Below are 22,153 nucleotides of genomic sequence, written 5' to 3'. Positions count from 1 at the left end.
TACAGAGGTTTAATTGGCCGTTTTTGACCGCCAACCGTATCGTTTGCCCATTCCTCGACACGAAAGGAAAAGCGATGAACGGGAAAAAACTTCTTCTGGCCGGACTTTCTGCAACCCTGCTTCTCGGCGGTGCCGCACAGGTGGCGCTTGCCGCTTCGCATGATAGCGACCGTGGGGACAGGCATCATCATCACGGCCGCTGGCACAGACCGCATATTTCGCCCGAAGTCCTTTACGTGCGCATGCTGAAGGAATTCGGCAATCCCGGTGACACGAAGCTCACCAAGGATGAGGTCAAGGCAGGCGTCGACAAGATCTTCGACCAGATCGACGTCAACCACGACGGCGAAATCACCCCCGGCGAGTATCGCGCCTACCGCCAGGAGCAGATGAAGCAGTGGCGGGCCGAACACGCCAAGGCCGATGGCGATCAGGCTCAAAATGGCCAGGCGCAAGGCGGCGACCAGGCACAAAGCAATCAGGCGGGGGGTAATCAGGCCCAGGGTAATCAGGCGCCGGCCGACCAGGCTCAAAACGACAATGACAACGACAAGGGCGGCGAAGGCAATCGCCATTACAGACCGCATGGCCGCTTCATGCATGAAGCGATGATCTTCCGCTTTGCCGATACCGATCAAAGCGGACAGATCAGCAAGAAAGAGGCCGAAGACGCCGTGAACAAGCTATTCGACCGACTGGACCGCAACCACGATGGCGTTGTCAACCTGGACGACATGCCGGGCCGCCCGCTGCTCTAAGCCGATCGCTCCGGCAATAGTCCACAAACGAAAGCCCGCCCTCGCCCAAGCGATGGCGGGCTTTCGGTTTTCAGTGACCGTTGTCGTGTTCGTAGAAATCGGCAACGATCTTCCAGGCTTCGTCGGCGGTATCGACGAAGCTGATGAGGTTCACATCGTCAGGCGCGATGGTGCCGAACTCGGCCAGCGCCTCGAAATTGATGATGTTGCGCCAGAATTTTTCGCCGAAGAGAATAAGCGGCAGGCGCTCCATGCGGCCGGTCTGGATGAGCGTCAGGCATTCGAACAGCTCGTCGAGCGTGCCGAAGCCGCCGGGGAACACCGCGATCGCCTTGGCGCGCACCATGAAGTGCATCTTGCGGATCGCGAAATAATGGAAGTTGAAGCTGAGCTCCGGCGTCACATAGGCATTCGGCGCCTGCTCGTGCGGCAACACGATGTTGAGGCCGATCGAGGGAGCCCCTTCTTCTGCCGCGCCGCGATTGCCCGCTTCCATCACGCCGGGACCACCGCCGGTGACGACGACATATTCATGGAAGTCGAAGCCGGCGGAATATCGCGAGCAAAGCCGGGCGAACTTGCGCGCCTCTTCGTAGTAGACCGATGCCGCTTCGAGATTGGCGCGCTGCACCTCGTTGCGAGCGGCCCAGGCATTGGTGCCGGGGGCGGGAATGCGCGCGCCGCCGAACATGACGACGGTCGATTTGATGCCGCGCTCGGTCAGCGACATTTCGGTCTTCAGCAGTTCCAGCTGCAGGCGGATCGGCCGCAGCTCCTCGCGGCACAGGAAATCCTCGTCCGCATAGGCGAGCCGGTAGGAAGGCGACATGGACTGCGGCGTGCGCGGCACCGACTCGGCTCGCTGCTTGTCCGCCGAACTCGTCTTCAACGGGTCCCAGACCCCATCCTTGCGCCGCAGCCTGCCGTTCTTGCCCTTGCTCATCTACTCATGCCTTTCAAATCGATCACGACGGGCCTTTCCCGCCCGCAGACAGGAATGCCCAAGCTCTTGCATATGCCCCTACAACGCCTTGAATCCAAGCTCAATCGGCGCGGAAAAGACATTCCATTTTCGGCATCCATGCTATAGGACCAATCGACCGCTTCCGGACCTTTATCCGGAAATCACGATAGGCCCTGACGTTGCAAGGAATTCCCATGAGCGCTACCGACCTCGCCTCCCTCGAAAAGTCCATCGAGGCTGCCTTCGACAATCGCGACAATGTGAACACGTCGACGCGCGGCGAAGTCCGCGATGCCGTCGAAACGGCGCTCAATCTTCTCGATAGCGGCAAGGTTCGTGTGGCCGAGCGCGGTGCTGATGGTAACTGGACCGTCAACCAGTGGCTCAAGAAAGCGGTTCTGCTCTCCTTCCGCCTGAGCGACATGAAGATCGTCGAAGGCGGTTCCGGCGGCGCCACCTGGTGGGACAAGGTTCCCTCGAAATTCGAAGGCTGGGGTGAAAACCGCTTCCGCGAAGCCGGCTTCCGCGCCGTGCCGAACGCCGTCGTGCGTCACTCCGCCTATATCGCTCCGAACGCCATCCTGATGCCGTCCTTCGTCAATCTCGGCGCTCATGTCGGCGAAGGCACCATGGTCGATACCTGGGCGACCGTCGGCTCCTGCGCCCAGATCGGCAAGCATGTGCATCTCTCGGGCGGCGTCGGCATCGGCGGCGTGCTGGAGCCGATGCAGGCCGGCCCGACCATCATCGAAGACAATTGCTTCATCGGCGCACGCTCCGAAGTCGTCGAAGGCTGCATCGTCCGCGAAGGTTCGGTTCTCGGCATGGGCGTCTTCATCGGCAAGTCCACCAAGATCGTCGATCGCGCCACCGGCGAGATCACCTATGGCGAAGTTCCGCCCTACTCGGTCGTCGTCGCCGGCGCCCTGCCGAGCGGCAACACCATGGCGAACGGCCAGCCGGCTCCGAGCCTCTATTGCGCCGTCATCGTCAAGCGCGTCGATGAAAAGACCCGCTCCAAGACCGGCATCAACGAGCTGCTGCGCGACTGATTTCGCAAAATTTCGGAAGCGCGGTTGCCATATCGCGCTTCCCTCATGCTTGCCGGGTGAACATGCCTGTGCGATTGCTGGAATCGCGGCAAGGATTTTCGAGTCGTCACCGATCCTTTGCCATCGCTTTGCCATTTCCCGCCGGATAAGTTGCCTCCGATGACCGTTACGAATCCCATCACGAATCTGCAGACCCTGATCCGCTGCGCCTCCGTCACCCCGGCCGAAGGCGGCACGCTGACCGCGCTTGCCGACATGCTGGCACCGCTCGGTTTCAAGGTCGAGCGCATGACCGCGAGCGAGCCTGGAACGCCCGATATCGAAAACCTCTATGCGCGGCTCGGCACCGACGGGCCGCATCTGATGTTTGCCGGGCATACGGATGTCGTGCCCGTCGGTGACGCCACTTCGTGGAGCCATCCGCCCTTTGCCGCCGAAATCGCCGATGGCGAGCTTTTCGGCCGCGGCGCCGTCGATATGAAGGGCGGCATCGCCTGTTTCGTCGCCGCTGTCGCGCGTCATATCGAGAAACACGGCAAGCCCGCCGGCTCGATCTCCTTCCTGATAACAGGCGATGAAGAGGGACCGGCGATCAACGGCACGGTCAAGCTGCTGCAATGGGCGGCAGAGCGCGGCGAAACATGGGATGCCTCGCTCGTCGGCGAACCGACCAACCCGGACCGGCTCGGCGACATGATCAAGATCGGCCGTCGCGGCTCGATCTCCGGCACCATTACCGTTCACGGCGTTCAGGGCCACGCCGCCTATCCGCACCTTGCCGACAATCCGGTGCGCAGCATCATCAAGCTGACGGAAGCGCTGCTCGACCCGCCTTTCGATGCCGGTACGGACAATTTCCAGCCGTCGAACCTCGAAGTGACGACGATCGACGTCGGCAATACCGCCACTAACGTCATTCCCGCCAAGGCGACCGCTGCCTTCAACATCCGCTTCAACGACACCTGGACGGCCGATACGCTGAAGGCCGAAATCGTGGCACGCCTGGATGCGGCGGCCGCCGACCAGACATTGCGCCCCGGGCGTTCGCCGGCGAAATACGACATCGTCTGGTCGGAGCGTCCGAGCCAGGTCTTTCTGACGCGCAACAATGCGCTGATCGCCTCGCTCTCCGCGGCCGTCGAGAACGTCACCGCTCAAAGGCCGGCGCTGTCGACCACCGGCGGCACGTCCGATGCGCGCTTCATCAAGGACTATTGCCCTGTCGTGGAATTCGGGCTTGTCGGCCAGACCATGCATATGGTCGACGAGCGCGTGGCGCTCTCGGATCTCGAAACGCTGACCGAGATCTACCAGACCTTCATCCAGCGCTGGTTCGAGAATGCCGAGCTTTAAGGAAGTCCAGTATTACCTGTCCGGCCTGTGGCTGCTGATCCGGATGGATGCACGCGGATTCCAGTATCTGGATATTTCGGATCGCGGCATGCTGCGCTCCTTCTGGGCGATTTTCTGGAGCCTTCCCTCGATCGGCATTTCCTGGCTGTGGTGGCAGCAGGCCTATCTGCGTGCCATGCCGCCGGAAACAGCGACGGGCCTCGCCTTTTTCCTGAGGCTGGCGCTGGTCGAGGCGGCGAATTGGCTGATCCCGCCCATTCTCGCAGGCGTGCTGCTTCTGGTCTTCCGCTTCGGCGATAAGTTTACGCCGATCGTCGTTACCGTAAATTGGCTGTTCGTGCCGGCAAATTATTTGAACGCACTTCTCGTTGCGATGATTGTCTTTGTCCCGGCTTCAAAAGGTTTGGCAGCGCTTCTATCGTTGGTTCTCACCATGGCGACCATCTTTGCGCTGGCGCGCATTCTGAGGATGATCTGCGGCACGCATCCGCTCTTCATCGGCACGCTGACGCTGGTGCTGCTGATCCCGACCATGCTGCTCACGGATTTCCTGCAACGCTTCCTCGGCGTCTATCCGCCAATTTGAGGTAATCGTAGCGGATTACGACAGATCCTCGCCGTCGTCGGCATTTTCCCCCGCGAGGGGCAAACCGGCACCGTCACGATAATCCACCTGCATGAAATAGAGCCCATCCGGCGGGGCGACGGGGCCGCAGGCCTTGCGATCCTTTGCCTCGAGCGCCGCGCGTACATCGTCTGACGTCCATTTACCCTCGCCGGCAAGCTTCAGCGTGCCGGCGAAAGAACGGATCTGATTGTGCAGGAAGCTTTGCGCCGTGGCACGGATCTCGATGAGCTCGCCGCTACGCGTCACATCCAGCCGGTCGAGCGTGCGCACCGGGCTGTTTGCCTGGCAATGCGCCGAGCGAAAGGTGGTGAAATCATGCCGCCCCACCAGGGTCTGGGCCGCGGCATGCATGACCTCGTGATCCATATCCTTTGGCACCCACCAGGCACGTCCGGCTTCTAATGCAAGCGGCGCGCGGCGGGCGATGATGCGATAGAGATAGTGGCGGCGGATGGCCGAAAAGCGCGCGTCGAAGCTTTGGTCGACTTCGACGATATCGAGAATGGCAATACGGTTCCCAGCAAGCCTCAGATGGGCATTGAGCGCATTGCGCAGCGTATAGACCTTCCATTCCTTCGAGAGATCTGCATGCATGACCTGTCCCATGGCATGCACGCCGGAATCGGTGCGTCCCGCGCCGCGGATCGAAACGGTCTCGCCGGTCAAGGACAGGATGGCGCCTTCTATCGCGCCCTGCACGGAGGGGCCGTTTTCCTGGCGCTGCCAGCCGACATAGGGAATGCCGTCATATTCGACGGTCATCTTGTAACGCGCCATCAGGCTTGCTCCGAGGCGAGCACGGTGCCCGGCGCGATCGGCGTGCCGCGCAGGAAATCGGCGGCCGCCAGCGGTTTGCCACCGGCCTTCTGCAGTTTGGTCAGTCTGACCGCGCCGGAAGCGCAGGCAATGACAAGATCATCCGTCAGAACGTGACCCGAGGCTCCGTTGCCCTCGGCCAATTCAGAGCCTAGCACCTTGATACGCTCTAGTCTGCCGGCGATTTCGGCTTCGAACCAGGCGCCGGGAAAGGGCGACAGGCCACGGATATGATTATGGACATCGACTGCGGGCTTGCCGAAATCGATACGGGTTTCACCCTTATCGATTTTGGCGGCATAGAGAACGCCTTCGGACGGCTGCGCGGTCAACGGCAGCTCATCGTGCTCCAGCTTGTTCATCGCCTCGGCCATGGCTTTTGCACCGACCAGCATCAGCCTGTCATGCAACTCACCCGCTGTCATGGTGTCGCCGATTTCGACTTCGCGTCTCAAAGCGACCGGGCCGGTATCCAGCCCCTTGTCCATCTTCATCACCATCATGCCGGTTTTTTTGTCGCCGGCCATGATCGCTCGCTGGATGGGAGCCGCCCCGCGCCAGCGCGGCAGCAGTGAGGCATGGCCGTTGTAGCAGCCGAGACGCGTGCCTGACAGAATCGCTTCCGGCAATAAGAGGCCGTAAGCTACGACGACAGCGACGTCGGCATCCAGATCGCGAAAACGCTGGCGCTCGTCCGGATCCTTGAAATTGACGGGCGTGAAAACCGGCAGGCCCAGCAATTCGGCCGCCTGATGCACCGGCGATTTCTGCAGGTCGAGCCCTCGCCGCCCGCCGGGACGCGGCGGCTGCGTATAAACGGCACGAATCTTGTGACCGGCATCGATCAGGGACCGCAATGTCGGCACGGAGAATTCGGGCGTTCCCATAAAGATGATGTTGAGCGACATGCGATCCATCCGGCTAAGATATCAGATTTAGAATGACCCAGCGGCGGCGGTACACGCCATCGGGTCCAATGCTAGCCGCCTTCAAACGGGTTTACGAGCTTGAGATCAAGCCCCTCGAAGTCTTTTGTATTGCGCGTCGCCAATGTCGCACCGCTCGCAAGGCAGATGGCGGCGATCATGGCATCCTTCGTTTCCATCCTTCGCCCAATCTTGTGGCGATGAGCGGAGATTATTCCGTATTGATGGGCTGCGTTGCTCGAAAATCCCAGAACGCGGCCCGAAAACTCTGCCTCTATCGCATCCAGTTCCGCGACCAGTGCCGCCTTGCGCTTCCCGTCAGCCAGGAGTTCCAGTCCAAACCTAATCTCGCCGATGGTGATGGTGGTCAGAAAAACAGCCTCGACGGCGAAGCCATCCAGCCAGGACAATATGCGTTTGCTATGCAGCCGCCCTTGCAGCTCCGATACAACGTTGGTGTCCAGAACGATCATGCGCAGGCCAGAGCACTATTCGAAATGGGGCGGATCGCGATCCGGCGCATTCCGAAAAGCATTGATTGCCTCAATTTCCTCTTCGCTGAGCTTTTCTGCACCAAGAATTGCTCTTAATCCCTCCCCCGCCGAGTTGCTCCCACCCTGCTGGCGTCCAAGCGATTGACGCAGTAGTTCGATCGCCTCATCCGAGAGGCTGCGGCCATGCCTGCTGGCATTGGCCTGCAGCTGCTTCTTCAAGCTGTCGTCGATGCCGCGCAGCAACAGATCACTCATTCGCGCCTCCGTTTGATATCAATGATATCATAGGGGCTTCAAGCCGATCTTTCAATGTCTGGGATCAGAGAGCCTTGGACTTCGCGGCCTTCGTGAACTTCTTGATCACCATCTCCCGCTTCAGGCGCGAGATATAGTCGATGAAGAGCACGCCGTTCAGATGGTCGATCTCGTGCTGCACGCAGGTCGCAAGCAGGCCTTCGGCCTCTGTGAGCTGCTCCTTGCCGTTGCGGTCCAGATGCTTGACGGTGACGCGCGCCGGGCGCTCCACCTCTGCATAATAATCCGGAATGGAGAGGCAGCCTTCCTCATAGACCGAACGTTCATCCGAAGACGCGACGATCTCCGGATTGATAAAGACCAGTGGCGCTTTCTCTTCACCCTCGCGCGCGACGTCGATGACGAGCATGCGGCGGGGAACGCCGATCTGGATCGCAGCAAGGCCAATGCCCGGCGCGTCATACATCGTTTCCAGCATGTCGTCGGCGAGGCGCTGAATTTCGGTATCGATCTGCTCGATGGGCTTGGAAGCCTGGCGGAGCAGCGGATCGGGCAAAATGATGAGTGGCTTGATCGTCATGACGTTTCCCATAACGCATCTTGTTGTGCGATGGAATCGCCAAGATGGCGGTGAGGCAGTGTTTTTTCAACGGCAGCAATCCGAACGGCGGCGCATGGCGTCGAAATTTTGTTCACGGTTTGATCTGGATATTCACAACAATTTTGCTATGCTTGCGTGAAGAACTTCATCAGCGCGCCAGGTTTCATGTCTTTCATCATCTTCGGCCAAGCCATTTCCACGGTCCATGTTCTGACCGGCCTTGTCATAATGCTTGCGATTGCAGTGATCGTCCTCTTCGTTCGTGGCCGGGCGCAAGCGGAAGACGATGCGCTCGACACCGAGCACACGATGGCAGCTCTGCTGCGATCGCAGGCGGAGATGCAGGGACGGCTCGCCACCATGGCCGAAGTCTTCGGCTCCAGACAGGCCGAGCTCAATCAGGCCATCGGACAGCGCCTCGACGGCATGTCGCAACGGGTGACGGCAACAATCGGCGAGCAGACGCGCTCGACGCATGAGAATCTGCGCCGCCTGCAGGAACGGCTCGCCGTCATCGATGCCGCCCAGACCAATATCCAGACGCTGGCCAAGGATGTCGTCGGCCTGCAGGCCATTCTTTCCAACAAGCAGACACGCGGCGCCTTCGGCCAGGCGCGCATGGAGACCATCATCGCCGACGGGCTGCCGATGGGCGCTTACGCCTTTCAAACGACGCTTTCCAACGGCTCGCGACCGGACTGTACCGTGCGCATGCCGAACGGCTCGCCACCGCTTGTCATCGATGCGAAGTTTCCGTTGGAGGCGTGGAACGCCATCCGTAGCGCTGCCAGTCCCGAACATGGCAAGATCGCCGCACAGCAGTTCCGCCGGGATTTGGAGCTGCATATTCGCGACATTTCAGAGAAATATCTGATCCCCGGTGAGACGCAGGATACGGCCTTTCTCTTCGTGCCGTCCGAGTCGATCTTTGCCGAGATCCACGAGAATTTCGAGGCGATCGTGCAGAAGGCCCAGCGCGCGCGCATCGTCATAGTCTCACCCTCGCTGCTGATGTTGTCGATCCAGGTCATCCAAGCTGTCCTGAAGGATCAACGCATGCGCGAGCAGGCCCATGTGATCCAGAGCGAAGTGGCTCATCTGATGGACGACCTGTCACGCCTCGACGAGCGGGTGCGCAAGCTGCAGGGGCATTTCGCCATGGCGCAGAAGGATGTCGACATGATCGTCACCTCGGCCGACAAGCTGGCGCGACGCGGCGAGCGGATAGAAGCGCTGGAATTCGAGGCGGCGAAAGAGCCTGCCAAGGCGCGCACGGAAGAACGGCCCAAGCCTGTCGACAACCGCACAAGCCAACTCAAGCTCAGGGTAGTTGACGAAGACTGATCGCTTCGGCAGTGTCGCGCCCACTCGATGCATGATCCGAAAAGACAAAGGCAGCCTTCGGGTAGGATCATGCAGGCGCAACACCCAGGGCAGGACATTGCATGATCACTATTTTCGGCTCCATCAATATGGACCTCATCGCCACCACGGATCGTTTGCCGAAGCCGGGCGAAACGGTTGCCGGCAACGGCTTCTCCACGGCCGCCGGCGGCAAGGGCGCCAACCAGGCGCTGGCCGCGCGCCGCGCTGGCGCAACGGTCCGCCTCAGCGGGGCGGTCGGCAATGATGCCTTCGCGGAGCCCGCGCTTGCCTTGCTCGATACGGCAGGGACCGATCTTTCCACCGTCCGGCGTGTGTCCGAAGCGACGGGCACGGCTCTCATCCTCGTGGGGGGTGACGGCGAGAACATGATCGCCGTTGTGCCGGGCGCCAATGGCACGAACACCGCCGAACACGCAGAGGCCGCCGTCGCTGCTCTGAATGCCGGCGATACGCTGATGCTTCAGCTCGAAATTCCGGTTGCGGCCGTCGAGATGGCGCTGAACGCCGCGAAGGCGAAGGGCGTGCGCACTGTGCTCAATCTCGCCCCTCTGATCCCGGAGGCAGCCCGCCTCGGCCGACTTGCCGATATTGTCATCGCCAACGAAACCGAATTCGAGAGACTGGCCGGCCAGGACAACATGTCGGCATCCGAGCGCGAGGCAGCCCTGGTTCGCCTGCATGGTGAAACCGGCCAGACGCTGATCGTCACGCTTGGGGGCGATGGTGTCATCGCCATTCGCGACGGCGAGCTCGCGCGCGCCAAGGGTCTCGTGATCGAGCCGGTCGACACCGTCGGCGCCGGCGATACCTTCTGCGGTTATTTTGCCGCCAGCCTCGATCAAGGCCTGGATTTCTACGCCAGCCTGCGTCGGGCTGCCGTCGCCGGTTCGCTCGCCTGCCTGAAGCCTGGAGCACAGCCGTCCATTCCGGTTGCCAGCGAAGTCGCCGAAAAGCTTTAAAGCTAAAATTCCCCACGCATCGGGAAGCGCAATTAATTAAATTTTTGCGCTTCCATATCATTCTCCTCTGGCCTGGCGCGCATAGCCTTCCGGTTGCGGCAGGAATCTTAACGGCGGCTCCATGACAGGGCCATCCTGCGCCGACCTTGCATTCGGATAATGTGTATCCGACGCATCGCTTTTTCGAGGAAATGATGTTCATCTTTCGCATGAAGTCGCTTGCGGCCAAGCTCATCTTGGTCACCGGGCTGGCGATCGCACTCGTTCTGCTGGTTTCCAATTTTCTGCTGATTTCCCAGACCCGCGATCGCGTCGAAACGCTGACGATGGATCAGGCGAATACCGAGGCCAAGTCCATTTCCAACGAGATCGCCGCAAACGTCGGCGAACTGGCGAGTGCCGCCCGCTCCATGGCCGCCATCATCGGCCGCGGCCACGAGGGTCATACCTTCGACCGCAAAGGCATGATCAATATCCTCAAGGCTAATGTCGAGCAGAATGCCTTTGCCTTCGGCAGCTGGTTCTGTGAGCAGCTCGGCGCGCTGGATGGCAAGACGACCGAACTTGCCAACAACAAGGATCAGGCCGTCAACGACAAGGGCGCCTTCACACCCTATTGGTCGAAGACCAAGGATGGCGGCATCCAGTTCTCGACATTCGACAATGACTACACTGCCGCCTGGTGGAAGCTTGCAGCCGACAGCGGCAGGGGTGCGATCACGCCGCCCTATCTCGCACAGGGCACGGACGTGCCGACGACCATGAGCTCGATCGCCTATCCCGTCATGTCGGGCGGCAAACTGATCGGTGTCGCAGGCGTCGACATTTCTCTCGGCTCGCTTTCGACGAAGCTGCAGAAGATGCAGCCTTTCGGCACCGGCCGCGTGCTGCTGGTTTCCCAGGACAACAAGTGGCTGGTGGCACCGAGCGTCGACCTGCTGATGAAGGACTATAACGGTTCCGGCGCTGACGTCATCAAGGCGGCACTGACCACCTCTTCTTCAAGCGTCCTCAAGAACCTTTCTGAAAATGGCGGCGAAGCATTCGACCGCGTCGTCTACCCTTTCGCCGTTCCCGGCCTCAATGCCACCTGGGTCGTTCTCATCGACGTGCCGCATAGCGCAATCGCAGCGCCGGTACGCGATCAGACCTATATGATGATCGTTGCCGGCATCCTCGTGCTTGCCGCCGTCATGCTCGCCCTCTACGTCGCTGTGCGCGGTTTCGTGCAGAAGCCGCTCGCCGGTCTCGTCGCAAGCGTCAATCGCCTCAGCACCGGCAATTATGCCGAACCGGTCGCCGGCCAGGCAGGTGCAGACGAAGTTGGCTCAGTCGCCAAGGCACTGGAAGGGTTCCGCTTTGCGCTTGCCGACACCAAGCGCCTCGAAGGTGAAGCCAACGACCAGCGCCTGGCTGCCGAAGGTGAACGCCGCCGCTCGGAGAGCGAACGCAACGAGAGCGTCACCCTCCAGCGCCATATCGTCAGCATTCTCGGCAACAGCCTCGCCGAGCTCTCCAAGGGCAACCTCACCCAGCGGATCACGGACGACTTCCCCGGCGAATATGCTCAGCTCAAGCAGGACTTCAATGCTGCGCTGGCGAGCCTTGAGGAGACGGTTCATACCGTCAATGTCAGCGTCGGCAATATCGGCAGCGGCACCGGCGAAATCAGCAACAGTGCCTCGGATCTCGCCCGCCGCACCGAACAGCAGGCGGCCAGCCTCGAAGAGACGGCGGCAGCCCTCAACGAGCTGACCGCGCAGGTCAATTCCAGCGCCGAAAACGCACGCACGGCGGCAAGCAGCGTAAACGCGGCGTCTCAGGATGCCGAGCATTCCGGCGAGATCGTGCAGAAGGCCATTTCCTCCATGCACGGCATCGAACAATCGTCGCAGGAGGTGTCGCGCATCATCGGCGTCATCGACGAGATTGCTTTCCAGACCAATCTCCTGGCGCTCAACGCCGGCGTCGAAGCAGCCCGCGCGGGTGACGCCGGCAAGGGCTTTGCCGTTGTCGCGCAGGAAGTGCGCGAGCTGGCTCAGCGCTCGGCCAATGCCGCCAAGGAGATCAAGACTTTGATCAATACCTCGGCCGGGCAGGTCAAGGAAGGCGTCGATCTGGTCGGCCGCACGGGCGATGCCCTGCACAAGATCGCCCAGCAAGTTATGGAGATCAACGGCTTGATACGTCAGATCTCCGCTTCCGCGAGCGAGCAGGCTATCGGCCTGAAGGAAATCAATTCTGCCATGAACCAGATGGATCAGGTAACCCAGCAGAATGCCGCGATGGTCGAGGAAACCACAGCCTCGAGCGTTGCCCTTGCCGAAGAAGCCCAGTCGCTTCGGACACTCGTTGCGCGCTTCCGCACCGCACGCGCCATCCAGGACAATGCCAGCGCTTTGCGGGCGACCGCTCAACAGATGCGGACTCCGGTCGCGCCGCGACGGGCAGCTCCTACCGCTGCATCACCGGCACGCAAGGCAATTCCACAGACGCAGGGCGCCAACGCACTCGCCCAGGACGACTGGGAAGAGTTTTGAGCCGACCTTGGATAGGTAAAAGGTACAAAAGGCCGCCGGATCGCTCCGGCGGCCTTTTTGATAAGTTAATCAGATGCGGGCGAAGCGCTCCGTCAACAGCGCGAAGAAGCCGTCGGCATCGACATCGCGCATGACCTTGGCGTTGCGCTTGCGGTGGGTGACGTGCCACCAGTCGACGACGGTCATGCCGACGGTCAGTTCCGACGTCACTTCGATTTCCACGTTGCATTCGCGGCCCTTGAAGAGCTCGGGCTTCAGAAGGTAGGCGATGACAGTCGGGTCATGCAGCGGACCGCCGTCCGAGCCATACTTCTCGATATCGAAACGCTCGAAAAACTGCAGCATTTCGACCATGGCCTTGGCTGGCGGCGTGCCGACGGCAGCAATGCGCTCGACGCGATCCTTGCGCGTCAGCAGCTTGTGGGTGACGTCGAGCGGCATCATGACGATGGGCACGCCCGAACGGAACACAACGTCTGCCGCCTCCGGATCGACGTAGATGTTGAACTCGGCGGCCGGCGTGATGTTGCCGCCCTCGAAAAAGCCGCCGCCCATCATCACGAGCTCGCGCACGCGACTAACGATGTCAGGTGCCTTCTGGAACGCCATTGCGATATTGGTCAGTGGGCCGAGCGTGCAGAGGGTCACGGCGCCTTCCGGTTCCTTACGCAGCGTATCGATGATGAAATCGACGGCGTGGCCCGGCTGCAGTTCCATCGTCGGCTCGGAAAGTTCCGGACCGTCAAGGCCGGTCTTGCCATGCACATGTTCGGCCGTGACCAGCTTGCGCTTGAGTGGCGCGTCAGCGCCGGCAAACACCTTGACGTCGCGACGATTGCAGAGCTCGCAGACGATGCGGGCATTCCGGCTCGTCAACCGCAGCGGCACGTTGCCGGCGACGGTGGTGATGCCAAGCACGTCGATCTCCTGACGGCTGCCAAAGGCGAGGAAGATCGCCGCGGCATCGTCCTGACCAGGGTCGGTATCGATGATGATTTTTCTGGGTTCGGTCATGTCTTCAGCTTTCCTCCGGTACAGATCGACAGGCTTTGTCGCGGGTCCGGTCCGGCTTTGTCAAGCGCTCGCTCGCCATGTCACAAAACCATTTTTCACCATGGATTTCGATCTCGCAAATGCGAAGACCTCGTGGCTTGCACTCGCAGGCGCGTGCTCCCATATTAGGGACAACCGGGTGCTGAAGATCAGGTCCGGAACGGTCGCTTGATACCCAAGGACTTTGAGACGATGAGCCGGACGACTCCCTTTGCCAGCCCGCTGCTTCTGGGCTTTGATACTATGGAAAAGACGCTTGAGCGAATTTCCAAGGTCAGCGACGGTTACCCCCCCTACAATATCGAACGAATGCGTGCGGATCGCCTGTCGGGCGAGCCGGAGCGTCTGCGCATCACGCTGGCGGTCGCCGGTTTTTCCGAAGACGAGCTTGACGTCACCACGGAAGAGAACCAGCTGCTGATCCGCGGACGCCAGACGGAACAGGGCGAGCGAGACTATCTCTACCGGGGCATCGCGGCCCGGCAGTTCCAGCGTGTTTTCGTCCTTGCCGACGGTATGCAGGTGCTCGGCGCCACGCTGAAGAACGGTCTGCTCTCCGTCGATCTCATTCGGCCGGAACCGGACCGCGTGGTAAAGAAAATTAACATTTCGGTCTCACAGTAGAACAACGGCCTAGAGCCGAATGATTTCAGGCCGAATCAACCTGAAGTCCGAATCGGCTCTAGAATCAAAGAACTAGAGCACGACGTCACCCGAAAGCCATCCACACTTTTCGGCATCATGCTCTGGAGCCGTTGGTCCCTCATACTGGAGGTACGAGCATGTTGTTGAAAGAAGCTACCGCCCGCCTGACCCCATCCGAACTTGCCAATATCGGCACCGGCGAGGTCGCTTATATCAGAAAAATGGATTGGTCCGAAGTATCCCGCTGCTTCCCGGAAGCGCCGGATATCGATCCGGATGTCGATCTTTGGGCGCTTTTCGGCGCTGACGGCACCCCGATTCTGCTGACCGATAATCGATCCAGCACCTTCTATCGTGCTGCAGAAGACGAATTGAAGACGGTCAGCCTGCACTGACCATGAGCGTCGCCCGACGGTGAAATCACCGTCCGCAAGGACTCTATCGAGCAGCCGGCGCATAATTGCGCATGCGCATGATCCAGACCGCCCAAAGCGGCGGTCCTCACGGGATGATGCGAATATTTCAATTTGAGATTCTCGCCCGTAATTGGAGCGATCAGACCCTCTTGAAGGTCAGATAGGCCGACGAGCGCCCTTCGCGCCTGGCCTTGGCCTCGTAGCGCGTGCTCGGCCAGCCCTCATAGGGCGTCAGCCAGTCGGCGGCATTGCGCGCAGTCCACTCGAAGCCACCATGCGTCTGGCAATGCTGCAGCGTCCAATTGACGTAGGTGTCAATGTCGGAGGCGAAGCAGAAGAGCGCCCCGGGCTTCAGGACACGATGGAAGCGGGAAAGGTTCACCTGCGAAACGAAGCGGCGCTTCCAATGCTTCTTCTTCGGCCAGGGATCGGGATAGAGCAGGTCGATCTGGTCCAGGCAGGCATCAGGCAACCAATCCAGCACCTGCGTCGCGTCGTCATTGTAGACACGGATATTATGCGCGCCAGCGTCGTCGACGCTCGCAAGCAGCTTCTGCATCGAATTGACGAAAGGTTCTACGCCGATAAAGCCGGTCTTCGGTTGCTCCAGCGCCCGGTGGATGAGATGCTCTCCACCGCCGAAACCGATCTCCAGGCGCAGACGCTCGGTCGGCACCGGGAAGAGATCGTTCAGCGGCTGCGGCGCCGGGGCGGAAAGATCGAGGATGAACTGCGGCAGCAATGCTTCCAGCTTTTCGGCCTGCTGGCCGCGCAAGGCTTTACCCTTGCGGCGGCCGAAGAATGCTTCCGTCGCCCGCGACCGGCGCTCGGTATCGATCATGCGGCTTCCCGGAGCTTTACGGCTTCCTTGAGAGCCTTCACCAGGTCCGTACGCTCCCAGGAGAAGGAGCCGTCGCGACCGGCCTTGCGGCCAAAGTGACCGTAAGCCGAGGTCTTGGCGTAGATCGGCTTGTTGAGGTCGAGGTGACGGCGAATGCCGGTCGGCGAAAGGTCCATGTTCTTGCGGATGGCCGCTTCGACCTGATCCTCGGTGACGTCCTTGCCCGTGCCGTGCAGGTCGACATAGATCGACAGCGGCTGGGCAACGCCGATCGCGTAGGAGAGCTGGATCGTGCAGCGATCGGAAAGACCGGCGGCAACGACGTTCTTTGCAAGGTAGCGCGCAGCATAGGCAGCGGAACGGTCGACCTTGGTCGTGTCCTTGCCGGAGAAAGCACCGCCGCCATGCGGGGCAGCGCCGCCGTAGGTATCGACGATGATCTTGCGGCCGGTGAGGCCGGCATCACCGTCCGGACCGCCGATGACGAACTTGCCGGTGGGGTTGATGTACCACTTGCAATCGGAGGCAATCTTCAGGTCGCCGAGCGCTTCGCGGATATAGGGCTCAACGACGGCGCGTACCTTCTTCGAGTCCCAGCTGTCGTCGAGATGCTGGGTCGACAGCACGATCGAGGCCACTTCGGAGGGCTTGCCGTCGACATAGCGAACCGTCACCTGGCTCTTGGCGTCCGGCCCGAGCTTGGCGACTTCGCCATCGCCCTTCTTGCGGGCGGTTGCAAGCAGCTGCAGGATCTTATGGGAATAGTAGATCGGCGCCGGCATGAGGTCGGGCGTTTCCTTGCAGGCGTAGCCGAACATGATGCCCTGGTCGCCGGCACCTTCGTCACCCTGCTGGTCGGCGGCGTTGTCGACGCCCTGGGCGATGTCGGCGGACTGCGAATGCAGCAGCACGTCGATGCGGGCCTTCTTCCAGTGGAAGCCATCCTGCTCGTAGCCAATGTCCTTGATGGCGCGGCGGGCGGCGGCCTTGAACTTCGAAGGATTGATGACGTCGTTGCCGTCCTTGTCCTTCTTCATCAGGCTCGGCGGGAGGCGAACCTCACCGGCGATGACGACGCGGTTGGTGGTGGCAAGGGTCTCGCATGCAATGCGCACGCTCCAAGGGTTCACGCCGGTCTTTGTGGCCTCGCGGTAAACCAGATCGACGATTTCATCGGAAATGCGGTCACAAACTTTATCCGGGTGACCTTCGGCAACAGACTCACTCGTAAACAGATAATTCGCGCGCATACGGGATTCCCCTCAAAGAACAAATCTCTGCTTTTGATATTCGTCTCCGGCGCGAAAAACAAGTCGCACAAGGACATAAATATATCTTTATATCCCCGCCAAAGTGATAAAATTTTGCCTTAAATAGCGAAAAGGCGGCCAAAACGGCCGCCTTCCGACTTTCTCGATCTTCGCGTGCTTTCGAAGCGCTGCTTACTCAGCGTCAGCCTCGGCCGCGAGTGCCTTGACCAACTCGACAACCTTGCGTCGGACCTTGCCATCGGAAATCTTCACGAAGGCGCGGTTAAGCTGCAATCCTTCGGAAGAGGACAGAAAGTCGACGACGTAGTTGGAGCTGGATGCTTCGGCCATGCCGCCCGCACCGGCCGCGTGCTCACCCGGCGCGTCCTCGAAGAAGAAGGAGACCGGGACATTGAGAATGCTGGAGATGTTCTGGAGGCGGCTGGCGCCAACGCGATTGGTGCCTTTTTCGTATTTCTGAATCTGCTGAAACGTAATTCCGAGGCTTTCGCCGAGCTTCTCCTGGCTCATGCCAAGCATCGTGCGGCGGAGGCGTATGCGGCTACCGACATGAATGTCGATGGGGTTCGGCTTCTTTTTATTCTCTATCATCATTTTACCCTAACATAGGTTGAATTCAGGACCTGCCACCCGGTACCCTTCTCCACCCCTATAACGCTACGTTGCAGCCGATGCCCCCAAGGCCTCCAGTCTACGTTCAAAAGGCGGATGCCTAGCACTATGCAATTTTAGGGTTTTTTGGTCAATTCACCCTAAAAATAAAACCCATGCGCGAAATCGCAGCGATCATACCGGCTGCAGCGATGATCAACCAAAAGTATGTTTTTCTGGCCTTATCGTCGATGCGCGAAACGGTTGCGCCACCCAGAGTAGCATCAATAAAGCCTTGCTGGTTATAATCGATACCAGAAAGCAGACGTCCGTGTGCGTCAACAAATGCTGAAATACCAGTATTGGCGCTCCGAATCAGCGGTAATCCCTGCTCCACCGCCCTCACTCTTGCCTGCAGGAAATGCTGGTATGGGCCGGGTGTGTCGCCGAACCAGCCGTCGTTCGTAACGTTGAGGATGGCGTTGGCCTGCCTGATCTCCGGGGTCATCTCGTTCGGAAAAATGATCTCGTAACAGATCAGCGGATAGAATTTCAGGCCATCCGGCATGCTCAGCAATTGCCGTTTGGCGGCCGCTGAAAACCCTCCCGGCAGTTCGATGACATTTTCGATGCCTAGATAGCCGAGGATATGTTCGAAGGGCACATATTCGCCGAAAGGGACGAGATGGGTTTTGTCGGAGGCACCGATGATCTGTCCGCGGCCATCGATGACGTAGATCGAATTGTAATAGCGCGGATCGACGCCGGGTCCCATATCTTCGATGCGGACGGCGCCGGTAATCAGGATCTGGTCGTCATCGAGCTGATCGGCGATGCGGGCGAGCGCATCGCGATTGTCGGTCAGGATGAAGGGCACCGCCGTTTCCGGCCAGACGATGATGTCAGGCCGTTTGCCGCCGTTTGCCGGTGGCTGCACGGAAAGTGCCAGGTGCCTGTCGAAGATGGCGGCGCGATCGGCGGCGGTATCCATTTTGGCTTCCTGGTCGATGGAAGGCTGGACGATACGCACGACAGGCGCCGTCTTTACACCTGCCAACGGCGCCTCCGGCTGGCTCAGCGCATAATAGCCATAGCCGAAATGGGCTGAAACGATGAGAACGGCAAGCCCGAGCCCCGGCGCCCGGCCCTGGCGCGTGCCGAGCAACGCCGGTGCCGCGAAGACGAAGACGGCAAGCACGGTGACCCCGAGCACCCCGATCACATGCGCCGACTGCATCATCAGCGGAATGGGCATGGCGCCATAGCCGATGGCATTCCAGGGAAAACCGGTGAAAAGGAAACTGCGCAGCCATTCGAGAATGCCGAAGCTGAAGGCAAGCGCGGCGATGCGTCCCATGCCATCGGACCACAGGACACGGGCAAGCATGGTCGCGACACCGTAGAAGACGGCCAGGAAGGCGGGAAGACCGAGGATCGCGAGCGGCAGGGCCCAGGCGAACTCGTCGGCATCGATCAGCAGCGCGTGGCCGAGCCACCAGAGGCCGGCGACAAAATAACCGAAGCCGAACTGCCAACCGGTGAAGAAAGCCGGCCACAGACGCCCGAGCAGACCGCTATCCGGGCCGGCAGCAACGCCATCCAGCAGCCAAACGAGCAGCGTGAAAGAAATGAACATCGCCGCGAAGAAGCCGAAGGGCGGCAGCGCCAGCACCCCGATGGCTCCAGCAAGGATTGCAAGCAACGCACGTTTGAAACCCCAGACGAGGATCACCTTGCCCGAAAGCCATTCCATGCGCCAGCTCCGTCCAATCGCGAATCAATTGGGCGCAGTCTTTCAAAAAAGCAGCGATTTGTCCCGCTGAAGCGCCATTTATTGGCTGGCGGCATTGCGTTCGGTTGGCATTTCCTCGGCGATCGCTTCGTGTGCCAGCAAGCCGCGTTCAGACGTTCCCGCTTCGCCCTCGAGCTTGGCCGGACGACGCCGGACGGCATGACGCTTGCGTGTGATGCGCACCCGCTTGATGCGGCGTGGATCTGCATCGAGAATATGGAATTCGAAGCCTGGAAGCGCCTGCACCACCTCACCGCGCACCGGAATGCGGCCAAGGGCGGAGAAGATCAGGCCACCAAGCGTATCCACCTCGTCCACCTGCTCGGCGATGTCGAAATCAGGACCGATCGCAGCGGCGATCTCCTCGAGCTCGACACGGGCGTCGGCAACGAAGACGTCCTCGGAGACGCGCTTGAACATGACTTCTTCATCATCATGCTCGTCGTCGATATCGCCAACGACCATTTCGACGATATCCTCATGCGAGGCCAGACCATCCGTGCCGCCATATTCGTCGATGACGAGGGCCATCTGCGTGCGGTTGACCTGCATGCGGCGTAGCAGGTCGGAGGCGAGCATCGAGGGCGGCACGAAGAGGATCTTGCGGATGATGCCGGCTTCCGCCAGCGTCTTCTGCAGATCGACGCGCGAAAGATCGAAATTTGGCTTGACGGACCGCGCCGGCTTTTCGGCCGCAGGTGCAGCCGTTGCGGCCGCCGCCGTCTTAGCACCGCCACTGCGGCGCTTGTTGCGAGCCTGCTTGGCAACATAGGACAGCAGGTCGCGGATATGCACCATGCCACGCGGATCATCCAGCGTATCGGCATAGACGGGCATGCGCGAGCGGCCGCTTTCCTCGAAGAGGATCATCAGCTCGCCGATGGTGATATTCTGGTCCACGGCCTCGATGTCGGCGCGCGGCACCATGACATCCTCGACGCGAACCTCGCGGAAGCGCAGGATATTGTGCAGCATCGCCCGCTCGTCCGCGGAGAAGGCATCGTCGCCGGCCGCGTTGGTCATCAGCGCGTCGGCAAGGTCCTCGCGCAACCGGGCGGAATCCTGTGCCGGGCGCAGAATGCGCGCGGCACGTGCCCAGAAGGAAGAGTGGGATCGCTTGCCGTTGCTACTACTGCCTACCTCGTCGGAGGAGGCTGCATCGGCTCCGTCTTTGGCCTCGGGGGCCGATCTTGTCGTAAAGTCGCTCATTGTTCCTGGTCAGACAGGGTTCAGATCAAATGGGGTCTTGTCCCGCATAGGGATCAGATAGGCCAAGACTAGCCAAAATGCGAGTCTCCAGCCCCTCCATTCTTTCGGCTTCGCTATTATTCATATGGTCGTAGCCGAAGAGATGCAAGAAACCATGCACCATCAAATGCGTGAGATGGTCGTCAAAACTCTTTTCGAGTTCCACCGCTTCACGCTCCACCGTCTCCCTGGCGATGATGATATCGCCCAGCATCGGGCCGGGCTTGCCGCCGGGTTCAAGCGGAAAAGCCGGAAAGGAAAGAACGTTCGTCGCCTTATCCTGAGAGCGCCATTCCGCATTGATCTCGCGGATCGAGGCATCGTCGGTGAAAACTAGCGACAATTCGGGCGCCATTTTTGGAAATGGCTGCTTCTCGTATTTCCTAAGATAATCTGCAGCTTCGCCCAGCACGCGCTCGGCAAGCAACTGCAATACTTCTTCGGAGGGCCAATCGCCCTCCTCCACGCTGATCTGTATGTCGAGTTCGGCCATGAGCTTTCGTGCCGCAGATCAAATCTGCGGATCGCTTTCCTCGGCCTTTGCGGCATAGGTGGAATCATAGGCCCGGACGATGCGCGCCACCAACGGATGACGGACGACGTCCGTATCCTTGAAGCGGACGATGGTGATGCCCTCGACGCCGTTCAGCAGCTCTAGCGCCTCCACCAGGCCGGACTTGACGCCGCGCGGCAAGTCGATCTGGCTCGGGTCCCCCGTCACGATCATCCGCGAATTTTCGCCGAGACGCGTCAGGAACATTTTCATCTGCATGGATGTCGTGTTCTGCGCCTCGTCGAGGATGACGGCGGCATTGGCAAGCGTGCGGCCACGCATGAAGGCGAGCGGCGCGATCTCGATGACGCCTGCCGTGATGGCACGTTCGACCTTGTCGCCGGGCATCATGTCGTAGAGCGCGTCATAGAGCGGGCGCAGATAGGGATCGACCTTTTCCTTCATGTCGCCGGGCAGGAAGCCGAGGCGCTCGCCGGCTTCGACGGCCGGGCGCGACAGGATGATCTTTTCCACCGCACCGCGCTCCAGGAGCTGGGCAGCATGCGCGACGGCGAGATAGGTCTTGCCCGTGCCGGCCGGGCCGACGCCGAGGACGAGCTCGGAGCGCTCCAGTGCCCGCATATAGGCATCCTGCGTCGGCGTCCGCGCAATGATCGTCTTCTTGCGCGTCGAAATCTGCGCCATCGTCAACTTTGCTTTTCTCTCCATGGTCGGCAGCGTCAATTGGTCGTCGGCGGCAACCGCCATGCGGATTGCCCCTTCCACATCGGAACGCTCTACATTGCCGCCTTTTTGCAGCTTGTCATAGAGGTAATCGAGCGTGCGGCGCGCCTGGTTGGTGGCCAGCACATCGCCTGTTATGACGACGGAATTGCCGCGAGCGCGAGCGTCTATGCCGAGGCGCTCCTCCAGAAGCTTCAGATTCTGGTCGAACTGCCCAAAAAGCTCGCTGGCGAACCGATTGTTTTCGAACGTCAGGGTGAAGTGATTGGCGTCGCTCGCGATGCGGGGCTGGCGCGATGAAGAAGAAACCAATTCCTGTCCGTTCAA

Annotated in this window: 23 protein-coding genes; 9 read left to right on the top strand and 14 right to left on the bottom strand. The window is 60.4% G+C overall.

Going from position 1 to position 22,153, the window contains the following annotated elements; all coding sequences use genetic code 11:
* The first annotated feature begins 74 nt into the window (after positions 1 to 74).
* Entirely contained in the window at positions 75 to 758 is a 684-nt protein-coding gene (locus RTCIAT899_RS02515) for an EF-hand domain-containing protein (protein WP_015338654.1), read from the top strand.
* Between the two features lie 70 nt (positions 759 to 828).
* On the opposite strand, the gene RTCIAT899_RS02510 is transcribed toward RTCIAT899_RS02515, so the two are convergent.
* A complete protein-coding gene (locus RTCIAT899_RS02510; RefSeq protein WP_015338653.1) occupies positions 829 to 1,701 on the bottom strand; it encodes an LOG family protein in 873 nt (290 codons plus the stop codon).
* A gap of 215 nt (positions 1,702 to 1,916) precedes the next feature.
* On the opposite strand from RTCIAT899_RS02510, the gene dapD reads away from it, so the two are divergent.
* The 3 genes from dapD to RTCIAT899_RS02495 all read left to right on the top strand — a co-directional run bounded on the left by dapD (position 1,917) and on the right by RTCIAT899_RS02495 (position 4,713).
* Positions 1,917 to 2,774: a 2,3,4,5-tetrahydropyridine-2,6-dicarboxylate N-succinyltransferase gene (gene dapD, locus RTCIAT899_RS02505; RefSeq protein ID WP_015338652.1), complete on the top strand. Its 858-nt coding sequence runs from the start codon at positions 1,917 to 1,919 to the stop codon at positions 2,772 to 2,774.
* A 159-nt stretch (positions 2,775 to 2,933) separates the two neighbouring features.
* Positions 2,934 to 4,127, top strand: a complete 1,194-nt coding sequence (gene dapE / locus RTCIAT899_RS02500; protein WP_015338651.1) for a succinyl-diaminopimelate desuccinylase — start codon at positions 2,934 to 2,936, stop codon at positions 4,125 to 4,127.
* The gene (locus RTCIAT899_RS02495; RefSeq protein WP_041677191.1) at positions 4,114 to 4,713 is read left to right on the top strand and encodes a hypothetical protein; all 600 of its coding nucleotides are present in this window, start codon (positions 4,114 to 4,116) and stop codon (positions 4,711 to 4,713) included. Before dapE ends, RTCIAT899_RS02495 begins: the two co-directional genes overlap by 14 nt.
* 15 nt (positions 4,714 to 4,728) lie before the next feature.
* Here RTCIAT899_RS02495 and truA read toward each other — a convergent pair whose 3' ends face one another.
* From truA to def, 5 genes are all read right to left on the bottom strand, one after another.
* On the bottom strand, positions 4,729 to 5,532 hold the full coding sequence (truA, locus tag RTCIAT899_RS02490; protein ID WP_015338649.1) for a tRNA pseudouridine(38-40) synthase TruA: 804 nt from the start codon (positions 5,530 to 5,532) through the stop codon (positions 4,729 to 4,731).
* Positions 5,532 to 6,479, bottom strand: coding sequence for a methionyl-tRNA formyltransferase (gene fmt / locus RTCIAT899_RS02485; RefSeq protein ID WP_041677793.1), 948 nt, complete (start codon positions 6,477 to 6,479; stop codon positions 5,532 to 5,534). The genes truA and fmt overlap by 1 nt, the downstream gene beginning before the upstream one ends.
* A 71-nt stretch (positions 6,480 to 6,550) precedes the next feature.
* The gene (locus RTCIAT899_RS02480; protein WP_015338647.1) at positions 6,551 to 6,970 is read right to left on the bottom strand and encodes a type II toxin-antitoxin system VapC family toxin; all 420 of its coding nucleotides are present in this window, start codon (positions 6,968 to 6,970) and stop codon (positions 6,551 to 6,553) included.
* 15 nt (positions 6,971 to 6,985) lie between these two features.
* Positions 6,986 to 7,246 carry a FitA-like ribbon-helix-helix domain-containing protein gene (locus tag RTCIAT899_RS02475; protein WP_015338646.1) on the bottom strand — a complete coding sequence of 87 codons (261 nt, stop codon included), beginning with the start codon at positions 7,244 to 7,246 and terminating at the stop codon, positions 6,986 to 6,988.
* 64 nt (positions 7,247 to 7,310) lie between these two features.
* Positions 7,311 to 7,826, bottom strand: a complete 516-nt coding sequence (gene def, locus RTCIAT899_RS02470) for a peptide deformylase (RefSeq protein ID WP_015338645.1) — start codon at positions 7,824 to 7,826, stop codon at positions 7,311 to 7,313.
* Positions 7,827 to 8,012: 186 nt separating this feature from the next.
* On the opposite strand from def, the gene RTCIAT899_RS02465 reads away from it, so the two are divergent.
* The 3 genes from RTCIAT899_RS02465 (at position 8,013) to RTCIAT899_RS02455 (ending at position 12,732) form a co-directional block, all read left to right on the top strand.
* Entirely contained in the window at positions 8,013 to 9,191 is a 1,179-nt protein-coding gene (locus RTCIAT899_RS02465) for a DNA recombination protein RmuC (protein ID WP_041677792.1), read from the top strand.
* A gap of 101 nt (positions 9,192 to 9,292) precedes the next feature.
* Positions 9,293 to 10,192 (top strand): ribokinase, encoded by a 900-nt coding sequence (locus RTCIAT899_RS02460; RefSeq protein WP_015338643.1) that lies wholly within the window; start codon positions 9,293 to 9,295, stop codon positions 10,190 to 10,192.
* A gap of 194 nt (positions 10,193 to 10,386) precedes the next feature.
* A complete protein-coding gene (locus RTCIAT899_RS02455) occupies positions 10,387 to 12,732 on the top strand; it encodes a methyl-accepting chemotaxis protein (RefSeq protein ID WP_041677791.1) in 2,346 nt (781 codons plus the stop codon).
* A gap of 69 nt (positions 12,733 to 12,801) precedes the next feature.
* On the opposite strand, the gene RTCIAT899_RS02450 is transcribed toward RTCIAT899_RS02455, so the two are convergent.
* Positions 12,802 to 13,746, bottom strand: coding sequence for a nucleoside hydrolase (locus RTCIAT899_RS02450; protein ID WP_015338641.1), 945 nt, complete (start codon positions 13,744 to 13,746; stop codon positions 12,802 to 12,804).
* 231 nt (positions 13,747 to 13,977) lie between these two features.
* On the opposite strand from RTCIAT899_RS02450, the gene RTCIAT899_RS02445 reads away from it, so the two are divergent.
* Together RTCIAT899_RS02445 and RTCIAT899_RS02440 are read left to right on the top strand one after the other, a co-directional pair.
* Positions 13,978 to 14,409: an Hsp20 family protein gene (locus RTCIAT899_RS02445; protein ID WP_041677190.1), complete on the top strand. Its 432-nt coding sequence runs from the start codon at positions 13,978 to 13,980 to the stop codon at positions 14,407 to 14,409.
* A 158-nt stretch (positions 14,410 to 14,567) separates the two neighbouring features.
* Positions 14,568 to 14,825 carry a BQ00720 family protein gene (locus tag RTCIAT899_RS02440; RefSeq protein ID WP_015338639.1) on the top strand — a complete coding sequence of 86 codons (258 nt, stop codon included), beginning with the start codon at positions 14,568 to 14,570 and terminating at the stop codon, positions 14,823 to 14,825.
* Positions 14,826 to 14,985: 160 nt separating this feature from the next.
* On the opposite strand, the gene trmB is transcribed toward RTCIAT899_RS02440, so the two are convergent.
* The 7 genes from trmB to RTCIAT899_RS02405 form a co-directional block, all read right to left on the bottom strand.
* Entirely contained in the window at positions 14,986 to 15,687 is a 702-nt protein-coding gene (trmB, locus tag RTCIAT899_RS02435) for a tRNA (guanine(46)-N(7))-methyltransferase TrmB (RefSeq protein WP_015338638.1), read from the bottom strand.
* The gene (metK, locus tag RTCIAT899_RS02430) at positions 15,684 to 16,937 is read right to left on the bottom strand and encodes a methionine adenosyltransferase (protein ID WP_015338637.1); all 1,254 of its coding nucleotides are present in this window, start codon (positions 16,935 to 16,937) and stop codon (positions 15,684 to 15,686) included. The genes trmB and metK overlap by 4 nt, the downstream gene beginning before the upstream one ends.
* Positions 16,938 to 17,129: 192 nt before the next feature.
* Positions 17,130 to 17,549: a helix-turn-helix domain-containing protein gene (locus tag RTCIAT899_RS02425; RefSeq protein ID WP_041677790.1), complete on the bottom strand. Its 420-nt coding sequence runs from the start codon at positions 17,547 to 17,549 to the stop codon at positions 17,130 to 17,132.
* A gap of 151 nt (positions 17,550 to 17,700) precedes the next feature.
* Positions 17,701 to 19,302 carry an apolipoprotein N-acyltransferase gene (gene lnt, locus RTCIAT899_RS02420; protein WP_015338635.1) on the bottom strand — a complete coding sequence of 534 codons (1,602 nt, stop codon included), beginning with the start codon at positions 19,300 to 19,302 and terminating at the stop codon, positions 17,701 to 17,703.
* Between the two features lie 78 nt (positions 19,303 to 19,380).
* Positions 19,381 to 20,550, bottom strand: coding sequence for a hemolysin family protein (locus RTCIAT899_RS02415; RefSeq protein WP_041677189.1), 1,170 nt, complete (start codon positions 20,548 to 20,550; stop codon positions 19,381 to 19,383).
* A gap of 25 nt (positions 20,551 to 20,575) precedes the next feature.
* Positions 20,576 to 21,082, bottom strand: a complete 507-nt coding sequence (gene ybeY / locus RTCIAT899_RS02410) for an rRNA maturation RNase YbeY (protein WP_015338633.1) — start codon at positions 21,080 to 21,082, stop codon at positions 20,576 to 20,578.
* A gap of 18 nt (positions 21,083 to 21,100) precedes the next feature.
* Positions 21,101 to 22,153, bottom strand: coding sequence for a PhoH family protein (locus RTCIAT899_RS02405; RefSeq protein WP_015338632.1), 1,053 nt, complete (start codon positions 22,151 to 22,153; stop codon positions 21,101 to 21,103).

This window comes from Rhizobium tropici CIAT 899 (assembly GCF_000330885.1).
Classification (GTDB): Bacteria; Pseudomonadota; Alphaproteobacteria; order Rhizobiales; family Rhizobiaceae; genus Rhizobium; species Rhizobium tropici.
This window is presented reverse-complemented; position numbering and strand designations above follow the sequence as displayed.

Coding starts and splice junctions, on each gene's coding strand:
- RTCIAT899_RS02515 (WP_015338654.1), top strand. CDS start 75: ATGAACGGGAAAAAACTTCTTCTGGCCGGACTTTCTGCAACCCTGCTT.
- RTCIAT899_RS02510 (WP_015338653.1), bottom strand. CDS start 1,701: ATGAGCAAGGGCAAGAACGGCAGGCTGCGGCGCAAGGATGGGGTCTGG.
- dapD (WP_015338652.1), top strand. CDS start 1,917: ATGAGCGCTACCGACCTCGCCTCCCTCGAAAAGTCCATCGAGGCTGCC.
- dapE (WP_015338651.1), top strand. CDS start 2,934: ATGACCGTTACGAATCCCATCACGAATCTGCAGACCCTGATCCGCTGC.
- RTCIAT899_RS02495 (WP_041677191.1), top strand. CDS start 4,114: ATGCCGAGCTTTAAGGAAGTCCAGTATTACCTGTCCGGCCTGTGGCTG.
- truA (WP_015338649.1), bottom strand. CDS start 5,532: ATGGCGCGTTACAAGATGACCGTCGAATATGACGGCATTCCCTATGTC.
- fmt (WP_041677793.1), bottom strand. CDS start 6,479: ATGTCGCTCAACATCATCTTTATGGGAACGCCCGAATTCTCCGTGCCG.
- RTCIAT899_RS02480 (WP_015338647.1), bottom strand. CDS start 6,970: ATGATCGTTCTGGACACCAACGTTGTATCGGAGCTGCAAGGGCGGCTG.
- RTCIAT899_RS02475 (WP_015338646.1), bottom strand. CDS start 7,246: ATGAGTGATCTGTTGCTGCGCGGCATCGACGACAGCTTGAAGAAGCAG.
- def (WP_015338645.1), bottom strand. CDS start 7,826: ATGACGATCAAGCCACTCATCATTTTGCCCGATCCGCTGCTCCGCCAG.
- RTCIAT899_RS02465 (WP_041677792.1), top strand. CDS start 8,013: ATGTCTTTCATCATCTTCGGCCAAGCCATTTCCACGGTCCATGTTCTG.
- RTCIAT899_RS02460 (WP_015338643.1), top strand. CDS start 9,293: ATGATCACTATTTTCGGCTCCATCAATATGGACCTCATCGCCACCACG.
- RTCIAT899_RS02455 (WP_041677791.1), top strand. CDS start 10,387: ATGTTCATCTTTCGCATGAAGTCGCTTGCGGCCAAGCTCATCTTGGTC.
- RTCIAT899_RS02450 (WP_015338641.1), bottom strand. CDS start 13,746: ATGACCGAACCCAGAAAAATCATCATCGATACCGACCCTGGTCAGGAC.
- RTCIAT899_RS02445 (WP_041677190.1), top strand. CDS start 13,978: ATGAGCCGGACGACTCCCTTTGCCAGCCCGCTGCTTCTGGGCTTTGAT.
- RTCIAT899_RS02440 (WP_015338639.1), top strand. CDS start 14,568: ATGTTGTTGAAAGAAGCTACCGCCCGCCTGACCCCATCCGAACTTGCC.
- trmB (WP_015338638.1), bottom strand. CDS start 15,687: ATGATCGATACCGAGCGCCGGTCGCGGGCGACGGAAGCATTCTTCGGC.
- metK (WP_015338637.1), bottom strand. CDS start 16,937: ATGCGCGCGAATTATCTGTTTACGAGTGAGTCTGTTGCCGAAGGTCAC.
- RTCIAT899_RS02425 (WP_041677790.1), bottom strand. CDS start 17,549: ATGATAGAGAATAAAAAGAAGCCGAACCCCATCGACATTCATGTCGGT.
- lnt (WP_015338635.1), bottom strand. CDS start 19,302: ATGGAATGGCTTTCGGGCAAGGTGATCCTCGTCTGGGGTTTCAAACGT.
- RTCIAT899_RS02415 (WP_041677189.1), bottom strand. CDS start 20,550: ATGAGCGACTTTACGACAAGATCGGCCCCCGAGGCCAAAGACGGAGCC.
- ybeY (WP_015338633.1), bottom strand. CDS start 21,082: ATGGCCGAACTCGACATACAGATCAGCGTGGAGGAGGGCGATTGGCCC.